Annotated in this window: 18 protein-coding genes; 9 read left to right on the plus strand and 9 right to left on the minus strand. The window is 47.6% G+C overall.

Annotated elements, in window-relative coordinates; genetic code table 11:
• Positions 1-137: 137 nt before the first annotated feature.
• From HMPREF0980_RS04185 to HMPREF0980_RS04190, 3 genes are all read left to right on the plus strand, one after another.
• On the plus strand, positions 138-995 hold the full coding sequence (locus tag HMPREF0980_RS04185; RefSeq protein ID WP_255351346.1) for a DUF4003 domain-containing protein: 858 nt from the start codon (positions 138-140) through the stop codon (positions 993-995).
• Between the two features lie 80 nt (positions 996-1,075).
• The gene (locus tag HMPREF0980_RS18860) at positions 1,076-1,231 is read left to right on the plus strand and encodes a hypothetical protein (RefSeq protein ID WP_157039362.1); all 156 of its coding nucleotides are present in this window, start codon (positions 1,076-1,078) and stop codon (positions 1,229-1,231) included.
• Positions 1,228-3,024 carry a recombinase family protein gene (locus HMPREF0980_RS04190; protein ID WP_049727860.1) on the plus strand — a complete coding sequence of 599 codons (1,797 nt, stop codon included), beginning with the start codon at positions 1,228-1,230 and terminating at the stop codon, positions 3,022-3,024. The genes HMPREF0980_RS18860 and HMPREF0980_RS04190 overlap by 4 nt, the downstream gene beginning before the upstream one ends.
• A gap of 78 nt (positions 3,025-3,102) precedes the next feature.
• Here the strand turns inward: HMPREF0980_RS04190 and HMPREF0980_RS04195 are convergent, their stop codons facing one another.
• The 7 genes from HMPREF0980_RS04195 to HMPREF0980_RS04225 form a co-directional block, all read right to left on the minus strand.
• Positions 3,103-3,402, minus strand: coding sequence for a hypothetical protein (locus HMPREF0980_RS04195; protein ID WP_049727861.1), 300 nt, complete (start codon positions 3,400-3,402; stop codon positions 3,103-3,105).
• 28 nt (positions 3,403-3,430) lie between these two features.
• Entirely contained in the window at positions 3,431-4,456 is a 1,026-nt protein-coding gene (locus tag HMPREF0980_RS04200) for a zinc-binding dehydrogenase (RefSeq protein WP_049727862.1), read from the minus strand.
• Positions 4,456-5,112, minus strand: a complete 657-nt coding sequence (locus HMPREF0980_RS04205; protein ID WP_049727863.1) for an L-fuculose-phosphate aldolase — start codon at positions 5,110-5,112, stop codon at positions 4,456-4,458. Before HMPREF0980_RS04205 ends, HMPREF0980_RS04200 begins: the two co-directional genes overlap by 1 nt.
• 30 nt (positions 5,113-5,142) lie before the next feature.
• On the minus strand, positions 5,143-6,210 hold the full coding sequence (locus HMPREF0980_RS04210; RefSeq protein WP_084002645.1) for a 2-hydroxyacid dehydrogenase: 1,068 nt from the start codon (positions 6,208-6,210) through the stop codon (positions 5,143-5,145).
• The gene (locus tag HMPREF0980_RS04215) at positions 6,207-7,604 is read right to left on the minus strand and encodes a PTS galactitol transporter subunit IIC (protein WP_049727864.1); all 1,398 of its coding nucleotides are present in this window, start codon (positions 7,602-7,604) and stop codon (positions 6,207-6,209) included. The genes HMPREF0980_RS04210 and HMPREF0980_RS04215 overlap by 4 nt, the downstream gene beginning before the upstream one ends.
• A 19-nt stretch (positions 7,605-7,623) precedes the next feature.
• Entirely contained in the window at positions 7,624-7,989 is a 366-nt protein-coding gene (locus HMPREF0980_RS04220) for a PTS sugar transporter subunit IIB (RefSeq protein WP_084002646.1), read from the minus strand.
• Between the two features lie 103 nt (positions 7,990-8,092).
• Positions 8,093-8,545, minus strand: a complete 453-nt coding sequence (locus HMPREF0980_RS04225) for a PTS sugar transporter subunit IIA (protein ID WP_049727865.1) — start codon at positions 8,543-8,545, stop codon at positions 8,093-8,095.
• Between the two features lie 229 nt (positions 8,546-8,774).
• Between HMPREF0980_RS04225 and HMPREF0980_RS04230 the strand changes: the two genes are divergently transcribed.
• Genes HMPREF0980_RS04230 through HMPREF0980_RS04250 form a run of 5 tightly spaced genes read left to right on the plus strand, consistent with a single transcriptional unit; the run spans position 8,775 to position 14,279 of the window.
• A complete protein-coding gene (locus HMPREF0980_RS04230; protein ID WP_049727866.1) occupies positions 8,775-10,775 on the plus strand; it encodes a BglG family transcription antiterminator in 2,001 nt (666 codons plus the stop codon).
• Positions 10,776-10,790: 15 nt separating this feature from the next.
• Positions 10,791-11,945, plus strand: a complete 1,155-nt coding sequence (locus HMPREF0980_RS04235; protein WP_049727867.1) for an iron-containing alcohol dehydrogenase — start codon at positions 10,791-10,793, stop codon at positions 11,943-11,945.
• Between the two features lie 28 nt (positions 11,946-11,973).
• Positions 11,974-13,698: a phosphoenolpyruvate--protein phosphotransferase gene (gene ptsP / locus HMPREF0980_RS04240; protein WP_049727868.1), complete on the plus strand. Its 1,725-nt coding sequence runs from the start codon at positions 11,974-11,976 to the stop codon at positions 13,696-13,698.
• A 26-nt stretch (positions 13,699-13,724) separates the two neighbouring features.
• The gene (locus HMPREF0980_RS04245) at positions 13,725-13,997 is read left to right on the plus strand and encodes an HPr family phosphocarrier protein (protein WP_049727869.1); all 273 of its coding nucleotides are present in this window, start codon (positions 13,725-13,727) and stop codon (positions 13,995-13,997) included.
• Positions 13,998-14,021: 24 nt separating this feature from the next.
• Positions 14,022-14,279 (plus strand): hypothetical protein, encoded by a 258-nt coding sequence (locus tag HMPREF0980_RS04250; RefSeq protein WP_049727870.1) that lies wholly within the window; start codon positions 14,022-14,024, stop codon positions 14,277-14,279.
• Positions 14,280-14,319: 40 nt separating this feature from the next.
• Here the strand turns inward: HMPREF0980_RS04250 and HMPREF0980_RS04255 are convergent, their stop codons facing one another.
• Positions 14,320-15,018, minus strand: coding sequence for an ABC transporter permease (locus HMPREF0980_RS04255; RefSeq protein WP_242847330.1), 699 nt, complete (start codon positions 15,016-15,018; stop codon positions 14,320-14,322).
• Positions 15,011-15,778 (minus strand): ABC transporter ATP-binding protein, encoded by a 768-nt coding sequence (locus tag HMPREF0980_RS04260; protein ID WP_049727871.1) that lies wholly within the window; start codon positions 15,776-15,778, stop codon positions 15,011-15,013. The genes HMPREF0980_RS04255 and HMPREF0980_RS04260 overlap by 8 nt, the downstream gene beginning before the upstream one ends.
• Before the next feature lie 149 nt (positions 15,779-15,927).
• Here HMPREF0980_RS04260 and HMPREF0980_RS04265 point away from each other — a divergent pair, with 149 nt between their 5' ends.
• Positions 15,928-16,539 carry a hypothetical protein gene (locus tag HMPREF0980_RS04265; RefSeq protein WP_049727872.1) on the plus strand — a complete coding sequence of 204 codons (612 nt, stop codon included), beginning with the start codon at positions 15,928-15,930 and terminating at the stop codon, positions 16,537-16,539.
• Positions 16,540-16,554: the final 15 nt, after the last annotated feature.

The raw sequence follows: 16,554 nt of genomic DNA on the forward strand, positions 1-16,554 counted from the left end.
TGAGACAAGACTTGACTTTGTTATGTGAAAAATTCATTGACAACAGGGATAGGATAAAAGCCGGATTTGCGTGGGACAGCGCTTATATATATCCGGTCTGCGCAGCCATCTTCACAGATAAAGGCTAGCTGGCGGATGTGGGGCAGATGAGACGCTGCAAAGATATTTTAAATGAACAGACCGGTGTATTTTCTAATTTCAGAGGGACTGTCAAGCTTCCCATGATATCTATGCTGGCTGTAGACGGAAATCCGGAAGGAAAGCTTCAGAAAACGCTTCAAGTCTATCATTCTCTGAAAGGCTTCTTCTTTTCCTCATCGTATCTGCCACTGGCATCTATGATTATTGCCGATATAACGTCGCCTGGCTTATATGATGAAATTGCCGCCCGTACAAGGCATATTTATGATCTTATGAAAGCGGAGCACCCATTTCTGACGTCGGGGGAAGACAGCGTGTTTGCCTCACTTTTAGCACTGTCTGAGCTTACAGACGAACAGATAGCAAAAGAGACAGAACTGTGTTATAAGATACTGAAAACGGAATTCTATTCAGGAAATGCCGTCCAGTCTCTCAGCCATGTGCTGGCGCTTGGAGAAGGCAGTGCCCAGGAGAAATGTAAAAGAACGATAGAATTATACAAAAGCCTGAAAGGGAAAGGGTATAAATATGGCACGAGCTATGAATTGTCTAGCTTAGGAGTGCTGGCATTACTGCCGATGGAGCAGGATGCTCTCGTAGAGGAGCTGGTTGAAGTGGATGGTTTCCTGTCCGGGCAGAAGGGCTTCGGAGTATGGGGAATCGGAAAAAAACAACGGCTTATGTATGCGGGAATGCTGCTGGCCAGCAGCTACATAGGCCAGGAGTCCAGTCCGGTGATGACGACGGCGGCAATCAGCAGCACAATCTCATTGATGGCGGCACAGCAGGCGGCAATGTGTGCTGCTGTTGCGGCTTCCGCTGCAGCGGCATCCAGTTCAGGTTCCGGAGATTAGCCATTACAGGAAGTGAAATAGAATAAATAGAATCTTCACATTCATATATTGAAAAGACCATAACTGATGTGGGTGACAATATGCCAGAAAAGTCTACTGCAGGAAAGAATGCGATACGGATAAAAGAAGAAAGCATCCTATTCAAAATACTGCGCCTGTTAGCCGAGGAACACTTGATCAGCCTTGAGGAAGAGCTGAAAGGAAAAGAACTGCTTCAAAAGGAAGCTGAAGTATGATCAGGACTGTGATATACTGCCGCTGCAGCACAGAAGAAGAGAGCCAGAAGGAGGCATTGAAACAACAGGTAATCGAGGCGAAAGACAGTGTGAAGGAAAATGGCTGGATGCTCGTTGACGAGTATATTGAATCAAAGAGCGGAACTACGGCAGAAAAGAGAAAGGAGTACAAGCGCCTTTTTGATGATCTGCAGTCGGATAAGTTTGATGTGGTCCTGATCAAGAGCCAGGACCGGCTGATGCGCAACACGAAGGACTGGTATCTGTTTGTCGACCGTCTCGTGACGAATGGAAAAAGGCTGTACATGTATATGGAACGAAAGTTCTATACAACGGATGATGCTTTGATAACGGGGATCAAAGCGATTCTTGCTGAAGAATACAGCAAAGACCTGTCGAAGAAGATCAATAATGCACACAGAAGCAGGCAAAGGCGCGGAGAGTCTTTTATTCTTCCGTCCGGAACTTACGGTTATGAGAAGCTGCCGGATAAATCAATTGCAATTGTAGAGGAGGAAGCAAAAGTGATACGCCTGATGTTTCATCTATGCCAGTCGATGGGATGCGGGAGAATCGCATCGGTTTTGGCAAGCGAAGGGTACCGGGACAGAAAAGGACGCCTTTTCCATGAGGAGGCTGTCAGAAGAATTATCAGGAATCCAATCCGATGTGGAACGGTTGTACAAAATAAACGTCATTTTGATTTCCAATTGAAGCAGGAACTGAAGGTGCCGGAGGAGGAATGGATTGTCCATAAAGGAGCGGTTCCCGCCATTGTCAGTGAAGATACGTGGCAGAAAGCGAATAAGGCAATGGATGAAAGGGCCGGCACATATCGTACGAAGAACAGTCGCACTAAAATGGCCGCAGGAAAGTATGAGCTATCCGGAAAAATACATTGCGGCCTGTGTGGCGGCAATTATTATCGAACGTACAGAAGCCGTTTTAAGGATCATGCCCAGATAATTGAATGGAAATGCCGGAACTATTTACGCTACGGAAGGAATGACAGCATGAAAGCCCGGCCCCAAATGCGTAAAGCACCTAAGATAGATGGCAAAGGCTGTGACAATATACATCTGGAAGAACAGAAGCTGTTCGTCCTTTTGGAAGGAGCGTGCGATACTTATTATCAAAATTATGGGATAGATTGTATGCAGCTTCAAGATAAGGCAGTATCAGTTTTAAAAGAAGTTCTCGTTAAAAAGGAGCCGCCGGAGAAAATCAGAGCACTGAAAACAAAAATACAGAGGCAGGCGGATTTGAGGCAAAAGCTCTTAGATAAGCTGCTGGATGGAATTATATCTGATGAAGATTATAAGAGCAAGAAGGCTGAATTTGATGAAATATTGCAAAATCTGAAGGCTGAATTAGAAATCTGCCAGCAAACAGAGCACAATCATAACGAGGCAGAACAGAGAATGCATAAAATAGCGAAGCGGCTTGCTGATGATATCATTCGTAAGGCGGTTCTGTCGGAAATGCTTGGCAATATTGAAAGCATGGAAGTATTTGAGGATCATTTGATGTTACGATTCTATATGGGGCCGACATTGGAAATACCGCTGGATAATGAGTTTGCATATGCATCCAGGAAGGAAGCCGAGCGGGAAAGAATTATAGCATATATGAGGGAAAATCCCAGTATAACGGCAAAGGAAATAGCAGAAATCGAACATATCAGCCTTACTGCAGCCAATTACCGAATCAGAAAATTACGACAGCAGGGCAGGATATATTTCAATGGAAGCGGAGGACATGGGAAATGGACGGTAAGTAATGTAACTAAGTAGCTGAAGCAAGTAGCTGCAATGAAATATGGAGCGCCGGCGGACTTGGGAGATAGGAGGTCCGCCGGCGCTTGTTTGGGGCTATCTATTCGAGTATCTGTATGTTGTCCAGAAGGATATCATTATGCTTATGACTGCACATGTAATCACAGCAGCCATGATGTTAAGTGCATACTGAGAATATCTGTCTGCACACCAGATCAGGACCGCGCAGATGCCCCACAAAATATGCACGGTACCTGTGCCATGGCACCATCCTTTTAATTGCTCCTCGTTATCCTGCAGTCTGAGCATAACATTCCTGGGCACCATCCGTCCCACGAACATGAATAATCCCTTAAAAACAAAGCATACACCGAATGCACACAGCAGAGCAGCCATCGTATCGTCCTCCGTTCATTGTCTGGTTCTATACATCAAATAAGATTTTATTCTTGATGCACGTTCCTTTTGCATGTTCCAGTATCGCAGTTTCAATCTCATCCAAAGCGTAGCTCCCAGAGATGAAATCCTCCGCTTTGACGGCGCTGCTTTTCAGCAGCTCGAATGCCGCCATCGTATACCGCGGGGCAGTGTGATACAGCCCCATTATCGTCAATTGAGAGTAATGGACAAGATTGGCGTCGGCAATCAACTGCGTGCCGGCTTTCGTCCCGCCAAATAAGAGTACAGTCCCGCCTTTGCGGGCCATAAGTATATTCTGTTCCCACACCTCCGGATAGCCGGTCGCCTCGATGGCAATATCACAGCCTCGTCCCCCGGGCGTCAATGACTTGACTTTTGCAGCCGCCTCCCCGTTCGAAGCGTTAACCGTTGCAAAGGCCCCCAGTTTTTTGGCCGACTTAAGACGCGTCTCCGACAGGTCCGTTGCAATGACCTGCGCTCCTTTTTTTACCAGCAAGGCTATATACATCAATCCGATAGGGCCGGCGCCGTTCACGACAACCGTATCTCCCAATTGCACGCCTACGCGTTCTGCCCCGAACACGACACAGGATAAAGGTTCCATCAGGGCCGCCGTTTCATGAGACATCGTATCCGGCAGGATAAATGAGTTCTGGTCGACAATTCTTTTCGGAATGAGCTGATACTGTGAGAAGGCGCCCATATTGTATAACATGTCGTCACACATGGAGTGGATTCCCTTCTTACAATAAAAGCATGTCTGGCAAGGGGCTGAATTATGACATACGATGCGGTCGCCCACGGATATGCCGGCCACTCCTTCCCCTACGGCGTACACGACCCCGGAGGCTTCATGACCAAACCCATAGGGCGGGATATCTCCCGGATATCCCCGCATATATGTCTTGACATCTGTGCCACACGTAAGAGCCACCTTGTTCCGGACGACGATTTCTCCATAGCCCGGCTTTGGAACCGGGCATTCTTCGATACGGATATCTTTCGGATCATAGAACATTACTTTTTTCATTAGGAGTCTACCTCCGGCTGCACACCATATGTCTCAAATTTTTTCAGTACCGTATCCATCTGGCTGTCGCTGAGCAATACCGGATTACCGGCCGCCTTACATTTATAATAGATTTCAGCGCAGAATTCAATTTCTTCGGCATTATCAAAAGCGGCTGCAAGGTCTCCTCCGCCTGCCAGGAGGCCGTGATTTCCAAGCAGTACGGCATATCTGTCTTTCATGCCTTCCAGAGCGCTTGCCGCTAATTCTGGAGAACCAAAGGTTTCGTACTTTGTGCATCGCACATTTTTCCCGGCAGAACCAATGAGATAAGTACACGGTTCAATATCCCAGTTCAGGCATGCGAGAACGCTGGCGTAGGGACTATGGGCATGTACTACGGAGCAGATGTCATTTCTTTCCCGGTAGAAGATGCTGTGCATTTCATATTCGCTGGAAGGTTTTCTCTTTCCGTCTATGATATTCCCATCTAAATCCATGACTACGATATCTTGAGGCTCCAGTTTAAAATAATCCATGCCGCTTGGGCTGACCGCCATGAAGTTAAGCGTTTTGTCGTATACGCTGATGTTCCCCCCGGTTCCCTTGGTCAGCCGGTGTGTGATTAACATTTTCAGATACGCTACAATCTCGGTTCTCTCTTGTTCCATTAACATAGCTGCTGCCTCCTTGTCATTGATAAAAAGTTATGATAAATTGCACACATTTCTGCTGTTTCCTGTTTCCCAGTATTCGGTGATAGCCTGAACGAGCGGGAAAGGTGAGTTTGCTATCGAATCGACAGTGTCTCCGGCCATATGCGGAGTCAGTGTAATATTATCGAGAGTCAGATATGGATGGTCCGCGCTTAAGGGTTCATGCTCAAACACATCCAGAGCGGCTCCGGCAATGCTGTGGTCTTTCAGTACGTGAAGCAAAGCGGACTCGTCAATCAATCCCGCGCGGGATGCATTAATCAGATATGCGGTACGTTTCATCAGGCTCAACAATTCAGGCCCGATCATGCCTCTGTTTTCGGCTGTAAGCCGTAAATGCAGTGAGACGATATCCGCCTGTCGGAAGATATCCTCCATAGAGTCCGCTGGGACTGCCGGCAGCTGCCTGATAGCGTCTGCCGTCAGGTATGCATCGTAGCCGATTACTTTTACGCCGAGCGCGTGCAGTTTCCTGGCCAGCAGTGCACCGATATTTCCAAGGCCGATGATTCCGACAGTCAGATTCTTAAGTGTTGAGGTAAACCCGGCATTAGAGAAGCCGACCGGCCATTGGCCGTCACATATTTTTTTGTGGCTTCTGGCAATGTTCCGTGTCTCCGCCAGCATCATCCCGAGTGTAAATTCCGCGACGGCCTCCGCATTCCGGATGATATGAATCAATGGGATGCCCTGCCTTTTGAGCGCGGATGCATCAATATTCTCATAACCGCCACGGCATATACCGACTAATTTCAGACGGCGTGCGTTGAGGACAAGCTTTTCAGGAACGGGACAAAAATGCACCATCAATAGGTCGGCGGTCTTTACCGCGTCCTGAAGCCCTTCCGGATACGGGACGGCATCCGGGCCATCGTGCTCAAGCTTTGTCTGCATTTCGCTAAATTCATCTTTATCCCCGGTCCCCCACATAAAGGGAATGATCTCTATAGGAGAGAAAGGAAGTGCCTTTGCCGCCTCTTGAAGGACGGCCGGAGATACATATGCATCTCCGACCACGACGACGCGGCGGACCGGAGGGGCTTCATTCATCATCGTCATACCACTCCTCCAGCCGGTTTTACATCGTTACATGTAAGCATATAGTTCGTAACCGCATCTTTGTTCTTCTTGTATAAGAAATAAAGGACAAAATAGACAATCACGGTCAACGCGATGATGATTACATTCTGTGACAGGAATGCCGCGAACAGCAGGGCCAGGAGAGGCATGAAGCACGTACATGTGATGAGCATGGTCGCGCTTGTCAAGGTGAATCCTGCTTCTACGGCTACGGCGGTATACAGGTCGGCCATCCATCCCCATACATATAATGCCAATGAAAAATATAAGATGGTACCAATCAATGTTTTCAGCATGTTTCCTTTGGATATGCTGATCATCGGAATCATGCAGTACGGCATTGCAATCAGGTCGACCATAATAAGCGCGCGGTTGCCGGGCAGTAGGAAAGCCAATACGAGCATGATTGGGATCATCAAGGTTCCGACCATGATCGTGGCAGGTTCGCCATATCCGGTTGCATCGTTTACTGCCAGGTACCACGTTCTGCCTTTGCCATGCTTTTTAGCCGTACCTTTCGTAGATTCGGTCAAAAGTGTAAAAGCCGCGGCAAAGAGGGAGGCTATTTTGGGGAAGATAGCCATCACTGCAGCGGTGCTGATTGCCGCCGTCGTTATCTCGCCCCAGGTGGCAAGGCTGTCCAGTTCACGTATATTCCCGATAAATCCAAGAATGAAGCCGATAAATAATCCAAGCACCATCGGTTCGCCGAAAAGTCCCAATTTCTTCTGGACTGCGCTTAAATCCATGTTGACTTTATTTAATCCGAGCTTATTCATAATCCAGTTTACGAGGATATAGAACGGGACGCCTTCCGCATGATGCGGTGCGGTCAAGGCACAGCCCGGATAATTATAATAGGTTGAAAAGCAAGGCGCCAGCACTTCTGCAAACAGCAGTATATAGAGATTCATCAATATCATCAGCCCCATAGACAGCCATGCATTTTTAGTAGCCATATACAGCGTAGAGCCCCATAACATGAATGAATATGTATTCCACAAGTCGGACGGCATAAATATGTCTGTCCATTTTGTGATAAACAAGATGATCTGCAGGACAATAGCGACAATTAAAAAGGCCATGCCGATTTTAGTGGAGTATGCGACAAGGGCACACGCCTGCCACCCTACGTCCAATACGGGCAGATTCACCCCTGTATTATCTACCATCTTATCTACAATACCGCTGATTGTCGGCATATACGCGTTGATCATCAGGCTGAAGCCGGTCAGGGCCACGCCTGCCAGCAAAGCCGAACGGAACGCTTTGTTCGGCTTTGCCTTCATTACAATCGCTATGATGAAGATGATAACCGGAACTGACACGGATGCACCAAAAGTATCAAATACGTTCGATAAAGTTTCTAACATCTCTTATTTCCTCCTTTTCTTATTTTCCAAGTTCATCCAGCACTTTCAGGGCTTCATCCATAAATGCATCTTCTGCAAACCCGGTCATGAAGCTGACGGCATTGATTTTGGGTATGTCAACGTCATCTTCCACAGGACTTGTATATGCTATAAAATCATATTGTCCGGACATAAGTGCCATTTTGACGCCTCCGGGATTTACTTCCGTGGCTTCAAAGCGATAGCCAAGCGCCTCGAAGCGTTCTTGCATCTTCACGGCTATCATAGTGGAACTGACTGTGCCGGAACCACATACAGACAACACCCGGACCGTCTTTCCGATACCTCTTAGCGGTGCCTCCGCCTCATTTGGGGCGGAAAGTCGATTTTTCTTTTTAAACAGCATTTTGTTTCCTCCTTTCTCATTCCTCGTTCTGTTCCTGCGCATAGCCTAGCGCCATATAGTGGCGTATTAACGCCGTGAGGCACTAGTTCTTCAACGTGGCATATCATGGTTCGTCGATATGCCGCAGCAGTTCATACATTTCAGTAGGCGTACTGCTTGCCATCAGCGTTTTCAGGACATCCACGTCAGAAAACAGACGCAAGATTTTTTTCAACAGGCCGACCTGCTCTTCAGGATTGGAGATTGCCATCATCATAACTAATGAGACATCCAGAGCGTTATCTGCCGATCCCATTTCCGCAAAAGAGACAGGGCTTGCTAGTTTTGCAACCGCAATAGCCGGCTGATTCACATGAGCTGCAAATGTGTGTGGAATCGCGATGCAGTACTCTCCTAGAGAGAGGCCCGTCGGGTATTCTTTTTCCCGCTCTAAAACTGCATTTCTGTAAGAGTCCTTCACATAACCGGCGGCCAGCAGCCGGTCTGCCAGCTGAGTGATGACCTGTTCCTTCGTGCTGCCTTCTAAATCAGTAAATATGAATTCCTTATGTATCATCTATATATCCCTCCTTTCAAATGAATTAAACAAGAGCACCCTTTGTTGTTGGTAATTATAGCAGAATCTACCGCGATTTGAACGTCCAGATTTGTTCAATATTTTGGAAGGAAGTTAGACTTCCCGGTTTTGGAAAAGGATAATATAATGAGTTTGTCAAATGCTAAAAGCAGAATGAGAATATTATAAGCATAATCACCAAATCCTAAACGGAAAGGAGTGATGTGATATGAGTATAAATAAAAAGCAAAAAGAGTTCTTTCATGAAATCATGAGATGCCCAAACCGCGGCAGAAGTTATAAGGAACTGTCCGACCTGTTGGATGTAAGCACACGCTCCATCCGGAATTATTGTACTGCATTAGAGGATTTTGCGGCTCAAATAGGAATCGAGGAAATCATCGAACGCACGTCTACCGGAATAACGTATACCGGCGGAGATAACGAGACGCAGCAGATTCTGTCGCGCATTAACACAAGCAATTTCTATGAATACCATCTCTCTCCTGATGACCGTATACTTTCTATTGTCTTAATCCTGCTTGACGCGGAACGTCCGGTTACAGTGATGGAATTATGTGATACGCTGTTCGTAAGCAGGGCTACGATCTTGAACGATATTGAAAAGGTGAAATTATATTTCAGTCAGTACCATGTAGCATTCAAGCAGAGCATGAACCGCGGGTACAGTCTGCAGATAGAGGAGCCTAAGCGCCAGGAGATCCTATTGAACACATGCTTTCCTTACCTGAAAAACTGGAATCCCTTTGAGGACGAAGCAGGGACATCCCATTATTTGTTTGATTTGATTTTGAACTTGAGACAACTGCTTCCGGATGTATTGAACATAGTGCAGGAGGCAGAACGGCAATTTGGCATTACCATCGCGGATACATTTTATAAGCAGACAGCATTTACGTTTGCCTTATTATGCAAAAGGTTAAAAACAGGAAAAGAGATTGGGACATCCTTTACCTTCGATAGTCAGCTGATGAACGTGTCTGTCGGCGACATTGCCCGTTTTATGCTTTCAAAGGCAGAGCGTTCTATCGGTATCACGTATAGTGACAATGAAGTTCTTTATCTGGCCTGGCGGCTGCACATATGCCATTTTGATCTGCTGCAGAAGTTTGAACACTCCGTGGATCTGTATTTTTATATGGAAGTGTGGCAGTTTTTACAGGAAATAGAACATGACCTGCACTGCAGCTTTTCAAATAATCAGAATTTTGCGATTTCACTGACAAGGCATATCTGGAGCATCCGCAATAATGCTATCGAGAAAGATACGGTAATTGATGAAAAAATAATTCAGAATTATCCGATACAATACAAGGCGGTGAAAGACCATATAGGAATCATTGAAAGCAGCATTGGCCGCCGCTGCACGGATACGGATATGTACTACATTTTAGTATATATAGTAGCCGAGCTGGAAAACCAGACGAGAAAATGGTCCAAACCACGTGTCATCGTCTTATGCCATGTAGGCATCGGAACGGGAAACTATCTGGCCAACCGGCTATTGCAGACCTTTAATCTAGAAATATCAGACATAACGGCAACACACAAGCTCCAGGACATCATTGCCAAAAATGATTTTGACCTGCTGATCAGTACCGTTCCTCTAAAAGCCGATCATATCAACTGGGTAACGGTTTCTCCTAATTTAGAAGACGATGACATCATCGCCATCCAGAAGGCTTTGGTGGACGTACACAGGCAGAAGCAGCTGTCAGATACGAATAGACAGATTCCGCCAAAGCCGGTCATAAATATCCCGTTTGCGAAACTTCTGAAACCGGACCATATTATTCTTGACGTGCCGTGCGGAAGCTGGCGTGAGGCATTGGAAATAGCAGCCATTCCTCTGCTGAAAAACAAGGAAATCCACCCGGAATATGTGGAAGCGATCAAACGTTCTGTTGAAATGAACGGACCTTATTTTGTATTCTATCCGGGCATTGCACTTGCACATGCTGCTCCGACGGACGGAGTACGGCAATTCTGCCTGAGCATATTAAGACCGGATCCCCCGGTCTGCTTCCTGCACGAAAAGAACGATCCGGTGAGGCTGATTGTCATGATCGGTATCACGGATGTTCCTACACAAGTCAATGCCGTCTCTGCAATTATAAATATTCTGCGCCAGGATGATCTGCGCAGACGTCTGCTAACGGCCCGGACACCGGAAGAAGTCATTACAATTCTATCAGAAATCAATGAATAAAAGGAGGATTTTAAAATGTCAGCAACTTCATATTTTTATCTGCCCAGCGTCTCTGTACTGGGTGCAGGGAGCCTGAATGAAATAGGGGAACAGGCATCCAGGCTGGCCAGGCGTTTCCTGCTCATCACAGATACGTATCTTGCTTCCACGGATATAACATCTCGTATCCGCCGCCTGCTGGCCGTAAAGCAGATTGACATGGTTATCTATGACAAGGTTCGGCCAAACCCTACTTTGGATAGTGTAAATGAGGCCGCTTCTCTATATGCCGAAACTGGGTGCGGCGGCGTTATCAGCCTTGGCGGGGGGTCCGCGCACGACTGTGCCAAGGCAGTGGCAGTTTTGGCGGCCAATCCTGCCCCGATAGAGCAATATGCCGGGGTGGACCGGTTTCCAAACGAAGGAGCGCCTGTTATCACGGTCAATACAACGGCCGGCACAGCGAGCGAGATTACCAATTGCTTTCTGCTGACTGACACGCGGTCAAATACAAAGCTGATCTTTGAAGGCGTCAATGCGCTGGCGAGTGTCGCCATAGACGATCCGGAGCTGATGCTGACACTGCCGCGGGACCTGACGGCGGCGACCGGCATGGACGCCCTGACGCATGCGATAGAGTGCTATGTATCAACTGCTTCCTACAAATTGACAGATGAGCTGGCGCGCATTGCTGTCCGTTACATATTCCGCAGCCTGCCCGTGGCCGTAACGGACCCGGGCGACCTGGATGCCCGTGATGATATGGTATACGGTCAATATATGGCTGGAATGGCTTTCGGCAATGGCGGCGTAGGTCTCGTACATGCCACGGCCCATGCATTAGGCGGCCTGTATAATCTTCCCCACGGACTTTTAAATGCAGTCTTGCTTCCCCATGTCATGCATTTCAACAAACGTCAATGTGACAGACGGTATGCAGAACTGTACGCGGCTATCGAACCGTTAAAAGCCAAAGACCTGCCTGCCGGCCGTGGAGCGGCCGCTTTTATAGCCGAAGTCAGACAGCTGTCGAAAGCAATCGGTACCGACATACCGTTACATAATCTGGGGGTAAGGGAAGAGGACTTTGAAACGATTGCCGCGAAAGCTCTTAGCGATGCGTGCTGTGATACGAATCCGGTATGCCCTGCCCGGTCAGATATTATCGGTATCTTGAAATCAGCATATTAAGTTTGCCGGAAAGAAAGGAAATATAGTGATGAAATACCAAGGGAATTGTATCTCGGAAGGAATAGCAATCGGGAGGGCCTATACGTATTCACCGGTTGAAATACATATTACAGAGCACACGATTGCCAGATCAGAGGTGGCGCTGACGCTGGAAGAATTTCAGGATCTGAAGCGGACTGCAATGCAGGAATTGCTGCAGCTGCAGCGGAAACTACAGGCGACAGATCCAGGAAAGGCCAAAATATTTGCGGCACATAAGGAAATGCTGGAAGATGAAGAACTGGAAGAATGTATTTGTGATGCGATAGAAGAGTGTTATACTCTTGACTGGGCAATCGAGTCATCATTTACACAGTTTATCGACCTTCTTTCAAAAGCGAAAGATCCTCTCATCAGCGCCAGAACAGCAGATCTGCTGGACGTGAAAAAAAGATTGTTACGGATACGGTCCGGTACTCCTGAGAAGAATCTTGCCAAGCTGCCGCCGGATGCGATTATCATATCCCATGATTTGCTGCCGTCTGACACGGCTGCAATCGACCGTAAACATGTGAAGGGGATTATTACAGAGATCGGCGGTGATACATCCCACACCGCCATCATTGCAAGAAGCTATGGTATTCCAGCGATTTCAGGCGTACCCCAGGCTGTGGAATGCTTGAAAGACGGGGAAAAGATTATTATGAATGCATTGTCTGGAGAAATCATCTATGCTCCCACTCCGGAAGAGCTGCTTGCTGCAACGCGTGCAAAAAATAGTTTCATGCAGGAAAAAGAAATCCAGAATCAATTCCTTAAAAGACCTTGCCGCACGAGCGACCATGTCTCTGTTATGACGGGCATCAACATCGGCGCGCTGACTGAGGAAGAGGAGAGGCTGCTCCCCTATGTCGATTATATCGGTCTGTTCCGCACCGAGTTCTTATACATGGATTCAGACCATATGCCGACCGAGGAGGAGCAATATGAGGCGTACCGGAATGTGCTTGAAAAATCGGGCGGTAAGACGGTTACGCTGCGCACACTGGATATCGGAGGTGATAAGGTCCTGCCATATTTTGAGCTTCCGAAAGAAGAAAACCCGTTTCTTGGAAACAGGGCGCTGCGTCTCTGTCTGGATTATGAGGAGCTGTTTAATACGCAGCTGCGAGCGGCTTTGCGGGCATCGGTTCACGGTGACTTGTGGATCATGTTCCCGATGGTCGGAAGCATAAGCGACATACGCCGTGCCCTCGCGGCTTTGGAAGCCGCAAAACGGTCGCTGGAAAAAGACCGCCTTCCGTTTGATGAGGAGACAAAGATTGGCATTATGATAGAAATACCTGCCATTGCGGTGCTGGCAGAAGAGGCGGCCAGATATGTCGACTTTGCCAGCATCGGAACGAATGATCTGCTTCAGTATCTCTCGGCGGCAGACCGTCAAAATGCACAGATTGTAAAGTATTATCATGCCGGCATCCCGGCCGCACTGCGTCTCATCGACCATGTAAGCCGGAAATTTGCAGAACAGGGCAAGACAGTAGGCGTCTGTGGAGAAATGGGAGGAGATCCGGTCTTTGCGCCTATATTTGCCGGAATGGGAATCAGAAAGCTCAGTATGAGCACGTCCCGGATAGCAGCCGTCAAACAGGTGATGTCCCTATTCTCGGCAGAAGAGTTAGCTGCTGTAAAAGAATGCGTCCTTGCCAGGGACAGTACGGAACAGATTGCCGCCTTTATGGAAGCGCAAATTGCAAAGAAACAGGAAAAATAATCCAACTATGACGAGAGGGTGCTTTTATGTACAAAAAAACGGTTAAAATTATCAATCCTACAGGACTTCACGCACGTCCTGCCTCAGATTTTGTGGCAATGGCCAAGAAATTTACTTCCAAGATAAAAATAAAAGATCTGTCGAACGATGAAAAACCGGCAAACGCCAAATCTATCATAACCTTGCTGGCTCTGGGCTTAGGGAAGGGCACGGATGTAGAGATTATGGCGGAAGGGGAGGATGAAGAAAAGGCAGTGGAATCCTTGGCCGCGTTGATAGAATCAGGGTTTGGGGAATGAGATGTCTGAGGGGGGGCGGTAAGAATGACGATGAAAACATGCCGGCGTACGGCTGCGGTGCTGGCCGGGATAACGATGCTATGTGGCGGGGCGTGCAAAATGTTCAGCCATCTGCCGCAGATGGCGGTGGCTGCATTGTCTTTATGTGCTATCCTGTGTGGCATTGCAGCCGTGACAGTGGCAGCGTGCTTCCACAAGTGTCCCAGGTGCCATACATTTATTCCCGTTACGCTTAGGCCGGACGTATGTATACATTGCGGTGAAAACTTGATAGAAAGGTAAAGCTTGCCTATTGGATATGGAACCGTCTCACTTTCCCCACTCAGCTGAATGTCTGGCTTGCGTATATAATGAGATATCCAAGACCGTTTCTTGCGGCCAGGAACTCTCCGATAATCACCCCTACAAGGCATAGCCCTATATTGACTTTCATCGTACTGATGATGGACGGTATCGAGCTTGGTATGACTACCTTGGTAAGCGCGTGATACTTGGAACCGTGCAGCGTATAGATGAGCTTTATCTTTTCAGGGTCTACAGTCGTAAAGCTCGTGTACAGGTTCAGTATGCTGCCGAAGACCGCAACTGACATTCCGGCTACGATTATCGTGGTAGTGTTGGCTCCCAGCCATACGATCAGGAGAGGAGCCAGCGCTGACTTTGGCAGGCTGTTCAGGACGACCAGGTAAGGGTCCAGTATCTCTGACAGCTTCGGGCTGAACCAAAGTGCAACTGCCATCAGAATACTGATGGCAATTACGAGGATGAAACTTAGGATGGTTTCATACAGGGTGACTCCTATGTGAAGAAATATACTTTTATCCATAAGCATTCCCCAGAAGCAGAGGGCTATCTTGGAAGGGCTGCTGAAGATAAAAGAATCGATGATGCCTACATTTGCTGTAAATTCCCATATAAAAAGGAAACTAAGTAGTATGAGGACACGGGATACGCTGACGATTCGTCTATGCCGCTTCTGTTGGGAAAGGAAGTGCCGCTGACCGGCGGACAATTCACTCATTCGTGTTCAACTCCTTCCATATTAAGTTAAAATATGTCTTAAATTCAGGGGCATTTCTCCGGTTCAGCGGAGTGTCCTTTTCTAAATCAAATTTCAGAGGCAGCGTCTGCAAGATCGTTGCAGGGCGGTCCGTCAGGATGATTACCCTGTCCGCCAGCGAGATGGCCTCTGAAAGGTCGTGAGTTACGAGTATTGCCGTCTTTTTCTCTCTTCGGATAATCTGTCCGATGTCATCCCCGACATTTAAACGAGTCTGGTAATCAAGAGCTGAAAACGGTTCATCCAGAAGCAGGATATCAGGCTCCAGGATGAGCGTACGTACAAGAGCAGCCCTCTGGCGCATGCCGCCGGATAATTCAGATGGCTTGGCGTTCTCAAACTGCTTTAACCCGTAAGTGTCCAGCAGTTCATGGGCTTTCTCTTTGCTTCTTGCCGACAGCATATGCTGGACTTCCAGCCCGAGTATCACGTTGTTGTATATCGTTCGCCATTCAAAGAGCTGGTCATGCTGAAGCATATAGCCAATATTGGTGGTACTTTCTCTTAAGTATTTACCGTTGATTTTAATCAGCCCCTTTTCCGGCTCTATCAATCCTGATATAATGGATAACAAGGTGGATTTGCCGCAGCCGGATGGTCCGACAATCGCCACGAACTCCCCCTTATTCATGGAAAATGAAATGTCGATGAGGGCAGGGGTTTCACCTTCCATGTTGTGATAGGCGTAGTGGATATGCCGAAGCTCTAATATTTGATCCATGGAAACCTCCTAAGCCTGGATGATATATAGTTAGTTTATGTGAAAATGAGAAAAGGGTGCCTACGTAATAAGTCTGAAACAAGTCTCCCATATGATGGGATTGTAGAGAAAGAACAAACCATCACAAATGGAAGAAAGGGGCAGATGATATGAAACAGTTTTGGAAAAAGTACAGGATAGCATTGACAGCAGCCGGTCTGGTCGTATGTCTGACGGCATGTATGGGGGCAGGAATCGCATATTCCAGAACCAGGGCTTTAAGGGACGTGGCGAAGGCAGCGGAAAAGGAGACGGAAATAGGCTCAGAGGGGCAGGATGTCCCTAAGATAAATGTACCGTGGGAGGACGACACATTATACAAAGATGTATTGAATGACAGTTATGAGGCCATAGGCCAGGAAGTGTGCCGGAAATTCGGAGCGGACTATGAGACCGTAACAATGAAGGATGTGACGGCACAAATGCGTAATTACGAAGAAGTTCTCATGCTCTTGAAAGATATGGGCGCCAATCCGCTGCTGGAAGAGCATGAGGATAAGAAGGCGATAGAGGATGACGGGGGCTATTCGGACGCGACAATGTCTCTGGAAATCTATCTTGACGAGGTCTACGCTTTCGGCGGGGGAAGAGACGTGATTGAAGAGATCTGCGGCAAATACGATATCGACCCGGATAAGGCGGTCATATCGGATCTGACCGCGGAACAGCTGGAAGAAATAGGTGCGCTGGCCTATGAGACCTCCGACCATCCGAAAGACTGAGGCGCAAAGGAAGAC

The organism is Dorea sp. D27 (assembly GCF_001185345.1).
Classification (GTDB): domain Bacteria; phylum Bacillota; class Clostridia; order Lachnospirales; family Lachnospiraceae; genus Extibacter.

Coding starts and splice junctions, on each gene's coding strand:
- HMPREF0980_RS18860 (WP_157039362.1), top strand. CDS start 1,076: ATGCCAGAAAAGTCTACTGCAGGAAAGAATGCGATACGGATAAAAGAA.
- HMPREF0980_RS04190 (WP_049727860.1), top strand. CDS start 1,228: ATGATCAGGACTGTGATATACTGCCGCTGCAGCACAGAAGAAGAGAGC.
- HMPREF0980_RS04195 (WP_049727861.1), bottom strand. CDS start 3,402: ATGGCTGCTCTGCTGTGTGCATTCGGTGTATGCTTTGTTTTTAAGGGA.
- HMPREF0980_RS04200 (WP_049727862.1), bottom strand. CDS start 4,456: ATGAAAAAAGTAATGTTCTATGATCCGAAAGATATCCGTATCGAAGAA.
- HMPREF0980_RS04205 (WP_049727863.1), bottom strand. CDS start 5,112: ATGTTAATGGAACAAGAGAGAACCGAGATTGTAGCGTATCTGAAAATG.
- HMPREF0980_RS04210 (WP_084002645.1), bottom strand. CDS start 6,210: ATGACGATGATGAATGAAGCCCCTCCGGTCCGCCGCGTCGTCGTGGTC.
- HMPREF0980_RS04215 (WP_049727864.1), bottom strand. CDS start 7,604: ATGTTAGAAACTTTATCGAACGTATTTGATACTTTTGGTGCATCCGTG.
- HMPREF0980_RS04220 (WP_084002646.1), bottom strand. CDS start 7,989: ATGCTGTTTAAAAAGAAAAATCGACTTTCCGCCCCAAATGAGGCGGAG.
- HMPREF0980_RS04225 (WP_049727865.1), bottom strand. CDS start 8,545: ATGATACATAAGGAATTCATATTTACTGATTTAGAAGGCAGCACGAAG.
- HMPREF0980_RS04230 (WP_049727866.1), top strand. CDS start 8,775: ATGAGTATAAATAAAAAGCAAAAAGAGTTCTTTCATGAAATCATGAGA.
- HMPREF0980_RS04235 (WP_049727867.1), top strand. CDS start 10,791: ATGTCAGCAACTTCATATTTTTATCTGCCCAGCGTCTCTGTACTGGGT.
- ptsP (WP_049727868.1), top strand. CDS start 11,974: ATGAAATACCAAGGGAATTGTATCTCGGAAGGAATAGCAATCGGGAGG.
- HMPREF0980_RS04245 (WP_049727869.1), top strand. CDS start 13,725: ATGTACAAAAAAACGGTTAAAATTATCAATCCTACAGGACTTCACGCA.
- HMPREF0980_RS04250 (WP_049727870.1), top strand. CDS start 14,022: ATGACGATGAAAACATGCCGGCGTACGGCTGCGGTGCTGGCCGGGATA.
- HMPREF0980_RS04255 (WP_242847330.1), bottom strand. CDS start 15,018: ATGAGTGAATTGTCCGCCGGTCAGCGGCACTTCCTTTCCCAACAGAAG.
- HMPREF0980_RS04260 (WP_049727871.1), bottom strand. CDS start 15,778: ATGGATCAAATATTAGAGCTTCGGCATATCCACTACGCCTATCACAAC.
- HMPREF0980_RS04265 (WP_049727872.1), top strand. CDS start 15,928: ATGAAACAGTTTTGGAAAAAGTACAGGATAGCATTGACAGCAGCCGGT.